The sequence below is a fragment of the Micromonospora sp. NRRL B-16802 genome (assembly GCF_001279555.1).
Taxonomy (GTDB): domain Bacteria; phylum Actinomycetota; class Actinomycetes; order Mycobacteriales; family Micromonosporaceae; genus Micromonospora; species Micromonospora profundi.
This window is the reverse complement of record NZ_LGEB01000073.1, coordinates 1-15,298: the sequence shown is the minus strand read 5'-3', so window position 1 is coordinate 15,298 and position 15,298 is coordinate 1. Positions and strand designations below refer to the sequence as shown.

At 68.6% G+C, this 15,298-nt stretch carries 13 protein-coding genes; 4 read left to right on the top strand and 9 right to left on the bottom strand.

Annotated features, from left to right (window positions below; translation table 11 throughout):
• Positions 1–107: 107 nt before the first annotated feature.
• From ADK66_RS20500 to ADK66_RS20480, 5 genes are read right to left on the bottom strand one after another with little or no spacing between them, the layout of a single operon-like run.
• Complete coding sequence (locus ADK66_RS20500) at positions 108–2,669, bottom strand: ABC transporter permease (protein WP_053657751.1); 2,562 nt, start codon at positions 2,667–2,669, stop codon at positions 108–110.
• The gene (locus ADK66_RS20495) at positions 2,669–3,370 is read right to left on the bottom strand and encodes an ABC transporter ATP-binding protein (RefSeq protein WP_053657748.1); all 702 of its coding nucleotides are present in this window, start codon (positions 3,368–3,370) and stop codon (positions 2,669–2,671) included. Before ADK66_RS20495 ends, ADK66_RS20500 begins: the two co-directional genes overlap by 1 nt.
• A 55-nt stretch (positions 3,371–3,425) precedes the next feature.
• Positions 3,426–3,941: a flavin reductase family protein gene (locus ADK66_RS20490; RefSeq protein WP_053657746.1), complete on the bottom strand. Its 516-nt coding sequence runs from the start codon at positions 3,939–3,941 to the stop codon at positions 3,426–3,428.
• Positions 3,938–6,847 (bottom strand): lantibiotic dehydratase, encoded by a 2,910-nt coding sequence (locus tag ADK66_RS20485; RefSeq protein ID WP_053657744.1) that lies wholly within the window; start codon positions 6,845–6,847, stop codon positions 3,938–3,940. Before ADK66_RS20485 ends, ADK66_RS20490 begins: the two co-directional genes overlap by 4 nt.
• Positions 6,844–7,452: a hypothetical protein gene (locus ADK66_RS20480; RefSeq protein WP_231640110.1), complete on the bottom strand. Its 609-nt coding sequence runs from the start codon at positions 7,450–7,452 to the stop codon at positions 6,844–6,846. Before ADK66_RS20480 ends, ADK66_RS20485 begins: the two co-directional genes overlap by 4 nt.
• A gap of 34 nt (positions 7,453–7,486) precedes the next feature.
• On the opposite strand from ADK66_RS20480, the gene ADK66_RS20475 reads away from it, so the two are divergent.
• Both ADK66_RS20475 and ADK66_RS20470 read left to right on the top strand, forming a co-directional pair.
• Positions 7,487–8,938, top strand: a complete 1,452-nt coding sequence (locus ADK66_RS20475) for a hypothetical protein (protein ID WP_231640109.1) — start codon at positions 7,487–7,489, stop codon at positions 8,936–8,938.
• A 619-nt stretch (positions 8,939–9,557) separates the two neighbouring features.
• Positions 9,558–10,184: a maleylpyruvate isomerase N-terminal domain-containing protein gene (locus ADK66_RS20470; RefSeq protein ID WP_053657739.1), complete on the top strand. Its 627-nt coding sequence runs from the start codon at positions 9,558–9,560 to the stop codon at positions 10,182–10,184.
• Positions 10,185–10,309: 125 nt separating this feature from the next.
• Here ADK66_RS20470 and ADK66_RS20465 read toward each other — a convergent pair whose 3' ends face one another.
• A complete protein-coding gene (locus tag ADK66_RS20465) occupies positions 10,310–10,855 on the bottom strand; it encodes a GrpB family protein (protein ID WP_053657737.1) in 546 nt (181 codons plus the stop codon).
• Between the two features lie 145 nt (positions 10,856–11,000).
• Here ADK66_RS20465 and ADK66_RS20460 point away from each other — a divergent pair, with 145 nt between their 5' ends.
• Positions 11,001–11,189: a hypothetical protein gene (locus tag ADK66_RS20460; protein ID WP_053657735.1), complete on the top strand. Its 189-nt coding sequence runs from the start codon at positions 11,001–11,003 to the stop codon at positions 11,187–11,189.
• On the top strand, positions 11,189–12,277 hold the full coding sequence (locus ADK66_RS20455; RefSeq protein ID WP_053657733.1) for a phage exclusion protein Lit family protein: 1,089 nt from the start codon (positions 11,189–11,191) through the stop codon (positions 12,275–12,277). Before ADK66_RS20460 ends, ADK66_RS20455 begins: the two co-directional genes overlap by 1 nt.
• Before the next feature lie 282 nt (positions 12,278–12,559).
• Here the strand turns inward: ADK66_RS20455 and ADK66_RS20450 are convergent, their stop codons facing one another.
• From ADK66_RS20450 to ADK66_RS20440, 3 genes are all read right to left on the bottom strand, one after another.
• Complete coding sequence (locus ADK66_RS20450) at positions 12,560–12,895, bottom strand: hypothetical protein (protein ID WP_053657731.1); 336 nt, start codon at positions 12,893–12,895, stop codon at positions 12,560–12,562.
• On the bottom strand, positions 12,892–14,037 hold the full coding sequence (locus ADK66_RS20445; protein ID WP_053657729.1) for a hypothetical protein: 1,146 nt from the start codon (positions 14,035–14,037) through the stop codon (positions 12,892–12,894). Before ADK66_RS20445 ends, ADK66_RS20450 begins: the two co-directional genes overlap by 4 nt.
• A 241-nt stretch (positions 14,038–14,278) precedes the next feature.
• The coding region (locus ADK66_RS20440) for a DUF6236 family protein (protein ID WP_231640108.1) at positions 14,279–15,298 on the bottom strand (1,020 nt) is incomplete at its 5' end.

Here is a 15,298-nt window from a genome sequence, read left to right as displayed (position 1 = left end):
TCTGCCGGGCTTATAGAGGCATGTATTAACCACAAAAAACCTGAGCCCCGCCCGCGTCGGGTGCGTCCCGCCGGCGGGACGCACCCGACGCGGGCGGGGCTCAGCGGCTACTCCCGAGCGAGCGACCGAACGATCGGCAGGCGGGCCGCGCGGCGGGCCGGGACCAGCGTGGCGCCCAGGCCCACGACGATGGCCAGCACGGCGAACATCGCGATCTGCAGACCCGGGAAGGAGAAGACCGCCGCGGCGCTCCAGCCCATCGCCGCAGCCACCGCCCAGCCGAAGCCGACACCGAGCGTAATGCCCGCGGCGGCACCCAGAGCGACGACGAAGACCCCCTCCGCCATCAGCGTACGGCTGAGCTGCCGTCGGGTCAGACCGAGCGCCCGCAGCAGCGCGGACTCCCGGGTGCGTTCTACGATCGACAGCGACAGGGCGTTGGCCACGCTGAAGAAGGAGATCAGCACCGACAAGCCGAGCAGGGACATGAGCAGGCTGCGCAGCGTCCCCACCGCGTCGCTCCACTGCTTGACGCTCTGGGCGCTACTGACCGGTGTCACCTCGGGGTGACCGGCGACCGCGTCGGTAACCGCCTGTTGCAGAGCGGCGTCGGTGACGCCCTTTGCCCTGGTCAGCTGTACCGCTGAGACCGGCACCTGCGGCGCGACGCGGGCAAGATCCCCGGCCGCCACGGCGAATGGGCCCAGCGGGGACATGTTGTCCAACAACGCCACCACAGTCAGCTGCAGGTCTGCCTGCCCGCCGGCTGCCTTGGCGTCAAGCCGGTCCCCCACCGTCACCTTGAGCTGATCGGCGAGGGCCTCGTCGAGCGCCACCTTGCCGACGCCGAAGCCGCGCAGCGTGCCTTTCGCCACCGCGTCGGGCGCGGCGAGCCCAATGGTGTCGTCGACGCCTTTCATCCGCAGCTCCCGACCCTTGACGGTCACCTCGGTGGCGGCGCTCGGGCCACGCACGCCGACGACGGCGCCGACCTCGGAGCGGCCCTGCAGATCGGTCATGACCTGGGCAGCGCCCGTATTCGCGCCGTCCAACCGCAAGGTGTAGGCGAACGGAAAGTTGCGCGCGAAGCTGCTTTCGACGGAGGTGGTGGCGGCCGCGGCGATCGTGCTGACCACTGTGACGAGGGTCAGGCCGATGCAGAGCGCTGCCGCCGTGGTCGCCGTCCGCTCCGGGTTGCGCCGGGCGTTCTCCGCCGCCAGCCGGCCGGGGTGACCGGCGAGCGGGCCCAGGATCCGGGTGGCGAGCACACCCAGCCGGGGAATCGCCAGCGGTGCGGCGATCAGCACCGCCGCGGTGAGCAACAGCGCGCCGGCCAGGACGGCATAGAGCGGCGGTCGCCCCGGCTCGTCGGCGACGCGGGCCGCGACGACCCCACCGGCGAGCAGCACGAGGGCGAGCGTGGCGAACACGCTGGCGACCAGGCGCCGCCGCCCGGCGCCCCGGACCGGCCCGGTCGCGGCGTCCCGCAACGCGGAGATCGGGCGAGCCCTGGCCGCTCGTACCGTTGGGACCAGGGCCGCCAGCGTCGCGACCAGCGGGCCGACCAGCAGGGCGACCACCGCGGTGCGCGGCTCGAACTGGATCGGCGCGCCGCCGGTGTCGATGCCGTCGTTACCGCCGAAGAACCGCAGCATCAGCAGCGCCGCGCCGAAGCCGAAGATCAGGCCGACCACGGAGGCGAGCAGTCCGAGCACCGAGGACTCGGTCAGGTTGCCGGCGAAGACCTGCCGCCGGGTCGCTCCGACGCAGCGCAGCAGAGCCGTCTCCCGCAGACGCTGGGCCACGACGACGGAGAAGGTGTTGTAGGCGACGATGCCGGCGATGAGCAGCGAGACCCCGGCAAACAACATCAGCGCGTTGGTGAAGGAGTCAAGATCCCGCGCGGCGTCGCTGGCCTCCTGCGCGCGCACGGCCTCGCCGGTACGCACCGAATACTGGTCGCCGACCTGCTGGGCCACACGGTTGCGCAGTTGCTCCTGACTCAATCCCGCGACGGCGAGGGCTTCGATGCGTCCGTACGCGGTCGCTCTGAGCACGGCGGCGGCTGCGCTGTCCAGCAGACCCACCACCGCGGAGTCGCCAAACTCGGCGCGGCGGTCGCTCACGTCGATGAGCCCGGTGACCGTGTACGTGCGTTCCTCGCCCCCGCCGGATCCGCCGACCTTGAGCTGCTGGCCCACGTCGATCCGCTGTGCGACGGCGGTGTCGGAGTCGAGCGCGATGTCGGTGGGGCCGCTCGGCGCCTGTCCCGAGACGAAGGTGACGTCCCGCAGCCGAGGCTCGTCGGCGATGCCGATGACTATGGAGCGATTCGGGGAAGCGGCCAGGCGCCGCCCGTCCGGGCCGTTCGCGGCGACGGGTCCCCAGAGTTGCCCGCGCGCCGCCGCGACCCCGTCGATCCTGCCGACCTGCTCGAGCAACGCCGCCGGCACCGTCTTGGCGCTGCCGGCCAGGTCGTCCGTCTTGCGCTCGACCACAACGCTCAGCCTGGCCGGAGTGCTGCTGAGCTGGTCGAGCAACACCTGCCGCATGGTGTCGGTGACCATCAGGGTGCCGGACACGAAGCCGACGCCGAGCGCCACGGCGAGGCCGGGCAGCAGCAGCCGCGACACCCGGTAGGTGACATTGGCCCATGCAAGCCCGAACATCAGCGCTGCTCCAGCTTCTTCAGGGTGTCCGACATCAGCTCGGCGGTGGGCTGCGTCAGCTCGACGACGACGGCGCCGTCGACCAGGAAAAACACCCGGTCGGCGTAGCTGGCCGCGACCGGATCGTGGGTGACCATGATGACGGTTTGCCCGAGCTCACGGACCGACGTCCGCAGGAAGCCCAGGACCTCGGCCCCCGACCTGGTGTCGAGGCTGCCGGTGGGCTCGTCGGCGAAGACGACCGCCGGCCGGGTCACCAAGGCCCGCGCGGTGGCCACCCGGACCTGCTGGCCGCCGGAAAGCTGGGCCGGCCGGTGCCCGAGCCGGTCGGCGAGCCCCAACACGCCGACCACCCGGTCGAACCACTCCTGGTCCGCCTTGCGCCCTGCCAGGCCGAGCGGCAGCAGGATGTTCTGCCGCGCGGTCAGGGCCGGTAGCAGGTTGAACGACTGGAAGATGAAGCCCACCTTGTCGCGGCGCAGCTTGGTCAACTCGGTGTCACCGAGACCGGTGATGTCGATATCCGCGATCCGGACCGAGCCGGAGGTCAGGCTGTCGAGCCCGGCGAGACAATGCAGCAGGGTGGACTTCCCGGAGCCGGACGGTCCCATCACCGCGGTGAAGACGCCCGAGGGGAAATCGACATTCACCTCCCGTAATGCGTGGACTGTGGATTCGCCTGATCCAAAGCGCTTGCACATGTCCGTGCCGACAAGGGCGGAAGGGACGACGGTCTGCACTGATCTTCCTCCAAGGCTACGCCGATTTAGGCCACACCTTATACCGTCCGAAACAGTGCAAAAGCGGTGTCGGGTCGTCATCAACGGTCGTGACCGCCTCGACGGAGCCGACCACAATGGTGTGATCGCCCGCTTCGACCATCCGAACGACGCGGCATTCACTAACCGCGTGCGCGGCCTCCACCAGCCACGGCAGCGCCAATGTGGCGGTCGGGCGCCAGGCGGTGCCGGCAAATCGATCATGGCCGGGTGCGGAGAACTGATCAGCGGCGGACCGGCCCCGTTGACTCAGCAGATTTACGGCAAAGATTCCACCCACGCGGATCTGCGCGAGAGTGGTGCTCACATTGCTGATGCAGACGAGGAGCATCGGCGGCTCGAGCGACAGCCCGCTCAGCGACGAACACGTGAAGCCGACCGGCTGTCTTCGGCCGTCCAGCGCGGTCACGACGGCGACCCCGGTCGGGAAGCCGCGCATGAAGTTGCGGTAGGTCTGGGCGCTGCCCGTCGCAGTCACCGGGGTCGTGGTCACTGCTGCGTTCCCGCCGTGTCAACGGATCGGGCCCGGCGTTCCAGCACCTTGCGGTCGGCGAGGTCGTAGGCGAGGAATTCGAGGCGCCGGCCATCCACCATGAACAAGCGGTTGCAGTGCATGTGCAGCACGGAGGCGGCAATGGGCATCGGCAGCGACCCGCCACTGGTGGCGATCAGGTCGGTCAGCCGCAGTAACGTCACCCCGTCTACGGTGGCCGAGGCGAGGTAGGCATCCAGGTCGGCCCGATGTCTCCGGAAGAATCTGCCGCGCACGTTGCGGGTGCCGCCGTATTCCAGGCCGAGACCGTCGCGGCAGCGGCACAGGAAGTCGTGCTGCTGATCGAGGGTGCTGGTAAGCCTGCCGGTCCAGGCGAGGATGTCGGCGACGCTCTGGTAGAGGCGGAGCTGTTCGGGCGTACCCGAAGCCACCAGCCGGGCCACCGCTGCGCTGTCGGCGGTGAACAGCGCCTCGGCCTTGCGCAGCGAGGAGTGTCCGCCGTAGCGGGCCACCTCGGGGATGTACTCGTCCATCACGGCTCGGGTGATCAGTCCTTCGGCGCGTAGCGCGGTGGCGAAGGCGTCCATCGCGGTCAACACGCCCGGCCGGTGCTCCGGCCCGGCCGGGCGCATCCGGACCCGCAGGTGAAAGCCTTCGTCGAGGTAGCGCAGGAAGAACCAGTCGTCGATCAGGCCGGCCTCGCCGAGCCGCTCGACGTGCCTGGCGATCCGGGCGAGCACCGCGTCGGCAGCCGACGATCCGCAGTAGAGCTTGAAGTACACCCAGGCGAGCCCGGCCCGCGGGTCGAAAGGTGCCACCGGCAGCCGGCGTCGCGGCAGCTTCTCCTCCCGGCGCAGCGGGATGGTCACCTCGCACACGTGCCGCCCGGTCGGTCCGACGGCCGTCGGGCTCTCGATGTGCGGCAGCTCGGTCAGCTCCACGCGTTCGTTCTTTGCCGGCCGGGTCAGCGCCAGCGCGATCGATCGGGCCGAGTCGACGTCGACGGGCAGCAGGCGGTCGTCCTCCCCGACACCGACGAAGCGCCGCTTCCCCAGACCGGGCAACCGGCGGCGCAGCTCCGCGGACGGGTCGTCCGAGACCAGCACCTCCTTGACGGCCGCACCGGTCAGCGCCCAGATCTCCGGTGCGACGATCACCCGGCCGCAGACGACCCGGGGTAGGTGCGGCTGAGGGCTCAGCGCGCCCCAGGACCAGCCCACGGCGCCCGGTGACACCATCATGCCGAGGAAACTGTAGATCGGATCGAGGCCCGGCGCGGTCACGTTGTGGGCGGCGTTCATCTCAAGGATGACGTCCCGCCCGGTGACGCTGTCGCGCAGCCGCAGCGTTTCGCCATCCAGGCGAAGCCGCAGCCGGTCCAGCGAAAGTGATCCGTCGCCGCCGCCGCCGAGGGCGACGTCGTGCCGGAAGACCCGCGGCCGCACCAGGGCGTTGCTCACCCGACCGCCCGGCGAGTAGACCAGCTCGGCATGCAGTGGCGCATCTGGATCGTCGGCATCCTCGGCAGTCGCCTCGGACCAGGCGCGCACCGCCTCGGTCGTCTCCTCGCGCCCGACCACGAACCGGGCGATCAGCGCCAGCGACGTCCGCTGGTAGCCGGCCGTGAGCATGCTGTCGAAGCGGCCCTCGTGGTTGTCGAGCAAGGACGCGAGCAGCCCGCGGCTGGTCGTCCGAGGCACACCCGGCAGCTGGGAGATGTCGATCTCGCCGCCGTGCTGGGCCCACTCGCCGAACAACCGGAGCAGTTCCCGGGGCACCTCGACCAGAGGACGGGAATGCTGCATCGTCACTTCGGCCTGCTGCGCCAGCGGCGAGACGTTGCGGTCGCCGGGCTGCAGCACGCCGTTCTCGAGGTCCAGCGCTTCGAGCAGTGGCACCTCGGCGTCCTCGTAGCGGCGCCGGAACGCCTTGCGGAACTCGGTCAGCAGCACCTGCCTGCCGAATAGCTTCTCGACCCGCCGGACCACGTCGGTCAGGTCCTGCACCGTGCGCCGATCGAGCGTCGCGGCCGCGAGGTCCATCTCCAGGTCGAGATGGAAACGCCGGTTCGGTGGCACGTCCGCCAGCGACGGGACCTCCTCGACGAAGCGCCGGAAGGCGGCCTCCAGACGGCCTCCGAGTGCGGGCTCGATCCGGCGCAGGGTGCGCACCTCAGCACCGAGCCCTGCCAGGGCACCGGCGCGGAGCTGGTCACCGATCCGATCCAGGGTCGACAGGGCGAGGTCGAATGGTTCGTCACCCGGGCGCACAAGATCGATGGCAGTGGTGAGCAGTTCGCTCTGCACCGCACGATCGACGAAGGATCGCAGCGCGGCGCGCGACGTCCCGGGGAAACGACCCTCGAGTGCATCCAGCAGTTCGCCGGCCAGCAGAGTCTTCTCGCCGACGATGTCGAGCACGGTGTCGATGGCCGCGGTGCCCCGCACGCTCACCATGTCGGCGGTCGCGTCCCCTGCCTTCATGTAGCGCAAGCCACCGGCCTGCCGCCGCAGGGTGCGGTTGCGGCGTAACGGCCGACGGTCGGGGTCCGCCACGGCGATCGCCTCGGCGACCAGGCGTTCGAGCAGCTCGAAATCCACCCGGATCCCCGCCCGGTGCCGCTCCCGCGGGCCGAGCTCTATGCGCCGGTCCGCGCCGACCTTGACGTGCCGCGTGCCGGCGAGCAGCCCGAACGGGGTGGCGCGGCCGCCCATCCTGGCGATGTAGCGCATCGTGGTCTCGTGCGGCCGGGGCGGTTGCTCGCCCGGTATGCCCTCCGGCGAACTCCACGCCAGGTCGACGACGGACCGGACCAGGTCACCGCCAGTGTCGTCACGGGCGAGCAGGTCAGCGGCCTCCTCGACGCTGAGCAGGGGGATCCGCGCCATGGCGAAATCGGTGGTCATCGTCGCGGGCTCCGTTCCGTGGTTTCGGGCCTGGCGGAAACCAGGTCGTAGATCTCACGAAGCGCCCGCAGGTGGTCGTCCCGCCGGCTCGACGTCTCGATCAGGATCACTTCGTCCGCGCCGGTCAGCCGCAGAACGTTGGCGATGGTCTCGGCGCAGTCCGCCGCCGTGCCGGTGGTCACCGCATACGGCTGCCGGTCCGCGTCGACGAGGGCTCGCCGGGGATCAGCATTCGCGGCCACCGCGACGGCGACCGCCGTGCTTCCGGAGGAACCTCTGGCCCGGTACTTCTCCAGCGCGCGCATGCAGGTATCGAGATCGGGGTTGAGGAACAGGCCGTGGCAGTAGTTGGCCCCGGCGTCGGCAGCCGTACCGGCCGAACCTCCGCCCGCGCCATGCATCCACAGTTCGTACGGCTCGGTCAGCGGCCCGGTGACCTCGCTGCCCGTCGCTAGCGTGCTGAGCAGGTCCTCGACCGCGCGGTCAAGCTGCTGGTCGTCCTTGGCTAGCCGACTGAGGAACTCCGCGCTCGCCCCGCGCCCGATGCCGACGTCGAGCCGGGGGCCGCAGAACGCGGCGGCGGTCACAAAGTCCTCGGCTGTCAACGACGGGTCCCGGAGCCGCAGCAGGCTGACCGCGGTGCCGACCCGAGCCCGGGTGGTGCTCGACGGCCTTGCCGAGAACCCGGCGTTACCGGCCGGTATGGTCCGTCGGTTGGTGCGCTACCGGCGCGGCTTCGGTCACGTCGCCACGCGTCCTGACCTGAGCCTGGACCTGATCGAGGAGATCCTCGCCTCGGATCATCACTGGCTGCTGCACTCGCTCGCACTCAACCCCCGGTTGCCGAACGCCATCCGGATGCGATTGGCCGCTCACGCCGATCCCGCCGTCCGGGCTGCCGTGGTTGTGGGTGCCCGTGACGCGCCCCGTGAGCTATACGAGCGGCTCATCGACGACCCAGACACACAGGTGCGGGAGTACCTCGCCGGACGCGACGACGTACCGGCCGATCTGCTGGCCCGGCTCGCCGACGATCCTGACCCGCAGGTCCGGGCCACGCTCGCACGGTGGTCAACGCAGGCACCCGAGGCAGTCCGGCGAGTCCTCCTCACCGACCCCGTCGACCAGGTTCGCGCCGCCGCCTGCTCGACCTACTACGCGCGGTCACCGCATCCGACGCCGCCCCCCGACCTCCTGGCGGGACTGCTCGGCGACCCGGTTACCCGCGCCGCAGCCGTACGCCACGCGCTCCTGACCCCGGATCTGGCCGCACGGCTGGCCGGTGACCGCGACTACCAGGTTCGCCGCCAGGTCGCTGAACACCCGCAGCTCCCCCCAACGGTGCGGGACCTACTCGCCGACGATCCCAGCGCGCACGTACGCGTCGGTGTCTTCGGCCGCCCGGACACACCCGAGCCGGTACGCCACCGCATCCACGAGGACATCCAGCAGGGCGAGCACCCATTGACCGACATGCTCGACGACGAACTCGACGACAACGCGCTGCTACAGCAGTTCGAAGACCACATGGCCGTCTCCGAACTGCGACACCTGCGACTCGACTGGGTCACCGCCAACCCGCTGCCGTACCTGTCCTCGCCGTACATCTGCTTCCGTCGCTCCGCCGCACGGAACCGGACGCTGCCGCCCGACGCGATCATCCGGCTGCTCAACGACGACGACAGTGGCGTCCGCACGACCATGGCCACGCACGCCCCACACCTGGTCGATCCCGCCACAGCCGAACGCATCGACCGTGAGTTCCAGCCCGACAAGAAAACGAACTGGCGACCAGCCGACGAGTTCACCTTCCCGCCGCAGACCCTGCGCCGGCTGGCCACAGACCCGGATCCACGGATGCGATGCCTGGCACCCCGAGATCTGGACCTGCCCGTCGAGCTGACCGAACGTCTGGCCACCGACCCCGACAGCGCGGTCCGCCACGCAATCGCCGGACACCCGAACCTACCGGCCCATGCACGTCGCGCCCTCCTCGCAGACCCGAACGAGCAGGTAGCGCGGGCGGCCGCCACAGCACCGACGCTGCCCGTGGCCGAAATGGATCGATTCCTCACCCTCGCTGGCCTCTGACCGAACAACTCGGCGGACCGAGGCGAATTGAACCCACGAGCACCCCATGTCAAGCCTCGTTCAGGGCTTGTCATTGCTTGTCAAAACCCCTTGTTACCATCCGTAATCAAATCGAGCTTGTCATTGATTGTCAGAATTCGGCGTTGAGCTGCACAGATGCGATCAAACACTGGTCGCTTGTTGTCACTGATTGTTAACGGCAGACGGGGGTTTTCGGGGGGTAAACGGGGGCCGGCCGACATGACAAGGCTGGGTCCCACCGCGCCCCGCTCCCCCACCATCGGGGACGTGTCGTCACCAAAAAACAGCGTGTGCCTGCCCGTCGCGACTCGCCTACCCCGGGCAAGGGGTTCGTGTCGTTGATCGCCACAGACCGATGCCCGACGTGGGATACGCCTTTCTGCGCCATCCCGCTCAGATGAAGATCAGCCCACCTTGACGGTCCTGAGCCAGGCGTTCGGGACCCGTCATTGCGCACGAGCCCTCTCAGCCGGACGCGCCTGCACGACCCGACGCGATGCGCGCTCACGTCGATGATCACGCCCTCGCAACGGGGGCCGCTCCTCGCCGGCGCGTGCGGGGAGGACACGGGTTCCTGTGCGCGCATAACGTGCACTCGATGATCCGACCCGCGTTCCTGGACGCCGCCGAGACTGCCCTGGCCCTATTGCGCAACCCGATACTGGCCGAGCGATGGTCCTCGCCCAGCGCACTGCCGGACTTCTCCACCCGTGGCCTCGCCCGCCATCTGGCCAACCAGGTCACTCAGACCGTGACGTTCCTCGCCGCGCCGCCAGGAGAATCGGCGATCTCGGTGCTGGAGCACTTCACCGGCAACGCCTGGGTGACGTCAGGCGTAGATAGTGCCGACAACATCGACATCCGGCGCCGCAGCGAGCAAACAGCGGCAGCGACGACCCCCAGCGAGCTGACGGACGCGGTCGATGCGGCATTGACCAACCTGCGTGCCACGGTGACAGCGCAACCACCCGACCGCATCGTGGACCTCGGCGACTGGGGCCTCAAGGTCGACGACTTCCTGCTCACCCGGGTCATGGAGCTGGTCGTGCACACCGACGACCTCGCAGTCAGCCTCGGCCTGCCGACGCCACCGATGCCGCAGACAGCAACTGAAGCAACAATCCAGCTGCTGAGCAGCCTCGCGGCCTGGCGAAACGGTTCCCTGAACGTGATACGCGCGCTAGCTCGGCAAGAACGAGCTCCCACCTCCATCTCCGCCCTCTAGCTGGTGGAACGCTCGCCCTGCACTGTCCTCATCTGCCGCTGTCGTGCGTTGGTAGCGCCTGGCGCCGTGCGCTGTCATCCCGATGAGCGTGCACCCGGGATTGCTGTTCAGACGGTGTCGCGCCGTCAGGCGTCGCTCGGTCCGGGTGTCCAGCCGGTGCGCTGGGGCCAGGCGTCCGCGCGTCGGATGACGTCCCAGACGAACGAGTCCTTGGCTTCGACGTAGCCCTGCCGGTCGTGGCGGAACGATGCCGCACATCGGCGCTTCACAACGGCGTACTCGGTGGCCTGCGGTGGATGCGACCTCAGATAGTCGCGGAAGAGCAGCGGGAACTGCTCGGAGAAGCTGCCGAGCCGGCGCACGTGAATATGTGTCCGCCGCTGGCCCGGCGGTTCGCGGAAGTAGCGCTTCGTCCGCTCGGGGTTGTCGGCTCGATAGATATAGCCGAGCTGATCCAGCGGCTCTCGGAACGTATCGATTAGTTCGAGTGATGGCACGGACACCTGGATGTCGATGACGGGCTTGGCGGCCAAGCCCGGTACCGCGGTCGAGCCGATATGGTCGATGCGAACCGCGGCATCACTGAGAGCACCACGGAGCACGGCTCCCAGATTAACGAAAGCGACGGCCCAGTCAGGGTCATAGTCAGCAATCTCGACCGGACTCGGCACCTCGCCATGAGGCCACGGATACGCTCATCTAGCCGCCGGTCGGGTGCCGCGCAGCGTCACGATCGCTTGAGCAGGTGCCGTCCCGTCGCGCCGGTGACAGGGTGGAGGGATCGCCGATTGCGCTACGGATGACTACATCCTGCCGGTGCTGGTCGGTGACGTGCGGGTGGCGCCGGAGATCCTCGATCCGGCCATCGGCTACCTGCGCGCCGAGGATCACTCACCCACGGAGCTGGCCGCGAGGCTCGCGCAGAGGGTGACATCGCCCGCGGCGCGCACCGCTGGCGCCCGAGATTTCGGCGCTGTCGCCCACGACCTAGCGGCGAGTCTGTGATGGACGAGGAGTCCGAGGCGTTTCGCCACTGGCGTGACATCGTCAGCTCTGCCCCGGACGACGGCGCGATCCGCGCCGGCATCGACTACGCGTTGGCCAACATCGCTGAGGGCCGGATCTTCCGGCCGGGCGAGGCGGATTTGGCCGGCGACCTGGCGGGGTACGCGGAGTTCGGCTTGGCGGCTCCGCTGCGGCGGTTCTGGCCGAGGCTGACCGAGCTGGTCGGTGGGAACGAGCCGCTCGTCCGCCGGATGGCCGAGCTGCGCGACCGGGTGCTGATCGTCGAGCTGGCCCTGGACGGATTCGCGGCCGGCACCCGCCCGTTCCCCGACGACAGTTATCTCGTGCAGATCGACACCGGGCTGTTCCTCACCGTCTTCGAGGTCGTTCAGGCGTTCGTCGAGGTGCGCGACCCGGACCCGGAGGTACCGCCTGGGCGGGCCGAGCGGGAGTCGGCGGTGGTCCTCGAGCTCCTGCTTGCCGAGTACCGCCTGCTGCACGGCAACGCCTCGTCCAAGCCGCGGCCGCCCACGCCCGATCACGGCCGGAAGATCGGCGAGCTGACCCAGGCCGCCAACGTTTTCGTGCTGGCCCACGAGTTGTCTCACATCCTGCTGGGCCACGCCGGCGCGCACGACGATGATCGGCGGCAATACGACGAGGCCACGGCGGACGTCCTGGCCTTCCGGATCCTGTCCGGCACGTACGCCGCCGAACCTTACATCGAGAGGGCCCAGGCGTACGGACGTCTGCTCGGTGCTCGTCTCTTGTTCTCCTGCATCGAACTCTTCGAGCACGCCACCTTTGTGACGGGCAGCCGGACTCACCCGCCGGCGGCCGACCGTTGGGACGTCGTCCGGGCGGCCGCCGAGGAGACGTTCGGCCCACTCATCCCGGACGGGGTCGACGAGCTGTGGCAACCGATGGATCGGCTGCTCGCCGGTGTCGCCGCGGGCGACCTGCCAATGACCGAGGTGCGGGCGTCACTGGAAGCGCTGAAGGCCGGGACCCGCTTCCTCGGCGACGTCGAGACCGAGGAGGCGACCGGTCTCATCGCTCGTCACCGGCGTACCGCGAGCCGTGGCTGACGGATCAGGTCGTCGTTAAGGGGCCTGGTGGAACCGTCGGATGGTGCGGGCAACTCGTCGGTCTCGAGGAGGCCAAGGTAGGCGGATCCATCCGGGTGACCGGGCAGCACAGCGCGACGGCGAACTCCACCCAGCGCCGTTCATCGATGCCGTCCCGCGCGGGCCTGGTGCGGCCGATGCTGGCCGTGCTGTTGCGGGAGCAGGGCGACCTCGAGCGTCACGGGATTCGGTGGAAGCTTGTGTTGCTTAGCTCCAGCGCCACCGGGATGTCCACGATCGGCTTCAGACAGGCGGCCGGGGCATCTCCCAGACTCGCTCATACTCCCCAGCCACCTGCGGCCACACCAGCGCAAGGCCATCGGTCACCGAACGGATCTCTGCGGCCTGCGGGCCGCAGATGACGAACTCGTGCGGGATCAGTCGGCCCGACTGGTCCTTACGGCCCAGCGGATCCGTGATGCGTAACGCCACCCTGTCGCCGACAGGGTGGTAGATCTCCGGCGCATCGCCGACGCCCACAAAAGCGGCTTCGTACTCCGGAAGGGGGTCCGGGAACCCGCCGTTGAGCAGGAAACGGAAACCCCACTCGCGGCCGCGGGTGGCCCAGATGAGGCTCATCGCACGCTCCGGAGCAGGACCTGGTTTTCTTCGCCCTTCTCCAGGTCTATCCGGAAGCCGGTCAGTGTGGCCGAGAGGAACTCCTTCTTGGACAGCGCCTCGGCATTGACCGCCCGAAGCTTGTCCCCGGCGAGTTTCGCCGCGTTGCTCAAGAGGTCGGGACCGACGAGGTTCATCAGCAGGCCCAGCGGGCCGGGCAGTCGGGTCCTGGCCAGCAGCGCGAATGCCAGGTCGTCGGCACGGCCGAGAAGGCCCTCGAACAAGCGTGCTGGGAGCTGTGCCAACTCGTGCCACCGGTGATGCCGCTCGAACGGCAGGACGGCGGCCAGCGGCAGGATCAGATCCAACCCGACGCGCTCGGTCACCGTGATCTTGCCCGGCTCGAACTTCGCCGACGAGAGCAGCACGAAATCCTCGCCCACCGACAGCGCCTCGCGGCCATCTACTAGCCCGGCGATCGCCTCGCGCAACTGCTCGAGGTCCTCGCATGCCTTGGCGACGAGCAGATCACGGAACCTGTATGCGTCCATGTCCGGCAGGAGGTCGGCCTTCGACAGCGCCATCACCCATATCCGGGGGAACTGGGCGAGCGGCTTGCCGTCCTCCAGCAGCTCGTCCCGTAGTGACAGCACGCCGTTGCGGAGATTGCTGAAGAGAGACTTGAGGTACCGGTCCTCTTCGCCAGCGTTGTCGAGCAGCTTTTGGCCATCCACTAGCAGCAGGGCGACGTCCGAGCTCAGCAAGGACCGGAAGGTGTCAGCGCGGCGCTGGGCCTCCTCTCGGCTCTGCACGGACTGCTCGAACCACTCGCCCGGATAGTCGTGCCAGACCACCCGCAGCACGTCGAACGGCCGGGACTTCGCCGCCGCCGGATCCGATCCGTCCTTCATCTGCACCTTGAAGGCGTACGACGTGGCGGCAAAGCGGGTGGTGAGCGGCAGCGTCGCCTCGTCCTTCATGCCGAGGTAGTTCCTGTGCAGCCGGTTGCCCTGACCGATGTCCTCCGCCAGGAGATGAAAGAGGCTTCTCTTCAGATACTGCGGCTCCTGAGTGCCACCGTAGAACGACGAGAGGAGGACCGTCTTTCCGCTGCCGCTCTCCCCGAACACCGCAATGTGCTGCTCGAACGCTCTCGGTTGCATGTGAGGACCTTACGCGAAGCGGCGATCATCGCCGTGCACCGGCGAAGGGGCCGGCGCATCGGGTAGGCGAGGTGACATCTGAGATGGCTTGCCCTCTGGTTGGGCTGGAATGATGTCGCTGCGCACAAGCCTTAACCCCGAGAGTTCCGATGACGTCGTGCATGTCTCGTAACCGCGAGCTGGGAGTGACAATGGAACCTCTGCCAGCTCATTCCTGCAGGGCCCGACTGGCCAGGTGCCGTTAGCTGTTCTTGCGATAGCCGCGGTACAGCGCACGGGCGCGCGAGGCGACGGTCTGCGGAGTCAGCCGGTCCCGGACGTCGAGCAGATACCCGACCGGTGAGGCTTGTTTCGCAGACCTGCGCGCGGCCGAGACGCTCCACCACGCGCTGCCTACCGTTACCGCCACGCCTACGGTCGTAGCGGCGACAGGCACGTTGTCCGTGAGCGCTGCCACGGTCGCCGGAGGCGTAAACGAGCCCGCAAGCAGCAGCGACCTCGTTGGCTCCATCCGATGCAGCGCCAGACCTCGCTCGAGCTTCTTGAGTGGAACCTCAATGGTCTGCGTGACGTGTTCTGCGAAGGCTTCCAACCTCTGTCGGTCGTAAGCGATCCCGGCGAGCGTCGATAGTTCCTGCTGTTGGCCAGCAACGTACTCGCGAAAAGCTTGCAATTCCTCCTCGAGGTCGGTGCGGCACCGAAGGATGGCCTCTGGTGAGACATCGTCGAGGTTGCCCGGCCGCACGTAGTTGAGCGCGAGCGAGACATAGGTGTGGACGCCATTGCCTTCCAGGCGCGGAGCCTCCTTGGCGTCCTCTGTGGCACCGCCGACGCCAAGGAGCCGCAGCGCGGCCGCAACATTGCCGTTCACCGTTGCCCGCCTCAGATCCGCTTGGTCGGTCAGCGGGTTGTAGCCAGCATCCTGGCCGACGCGACGCGCCACCACGGTCATGTAGGCGCCGGCGAGCGTCGGATGCAACCCGATCCACTCGGCCATCACCGCCGGACGATGGGGTGTTTCGGGCAGCATTGTACGTCCCTTTTGCGCCAAGCCCATATCGCATAACTGGGTGAGTAGCCGCTCAGGGAACTTCGCAATGTGGATCCAGCCGAGAGCCGGCACATCAGGCCCAAGGTCACCAAACGGAACGCCGTCGAAGTCAGCTAGTGCCTCGTCTTTGAACGTTGATCGTGTAATCCGTTGGTTCTGAGGATGTGTCGGGCAGGCTGTCTCCCATCGTTTCTGGTCTGGGAGGTGGTG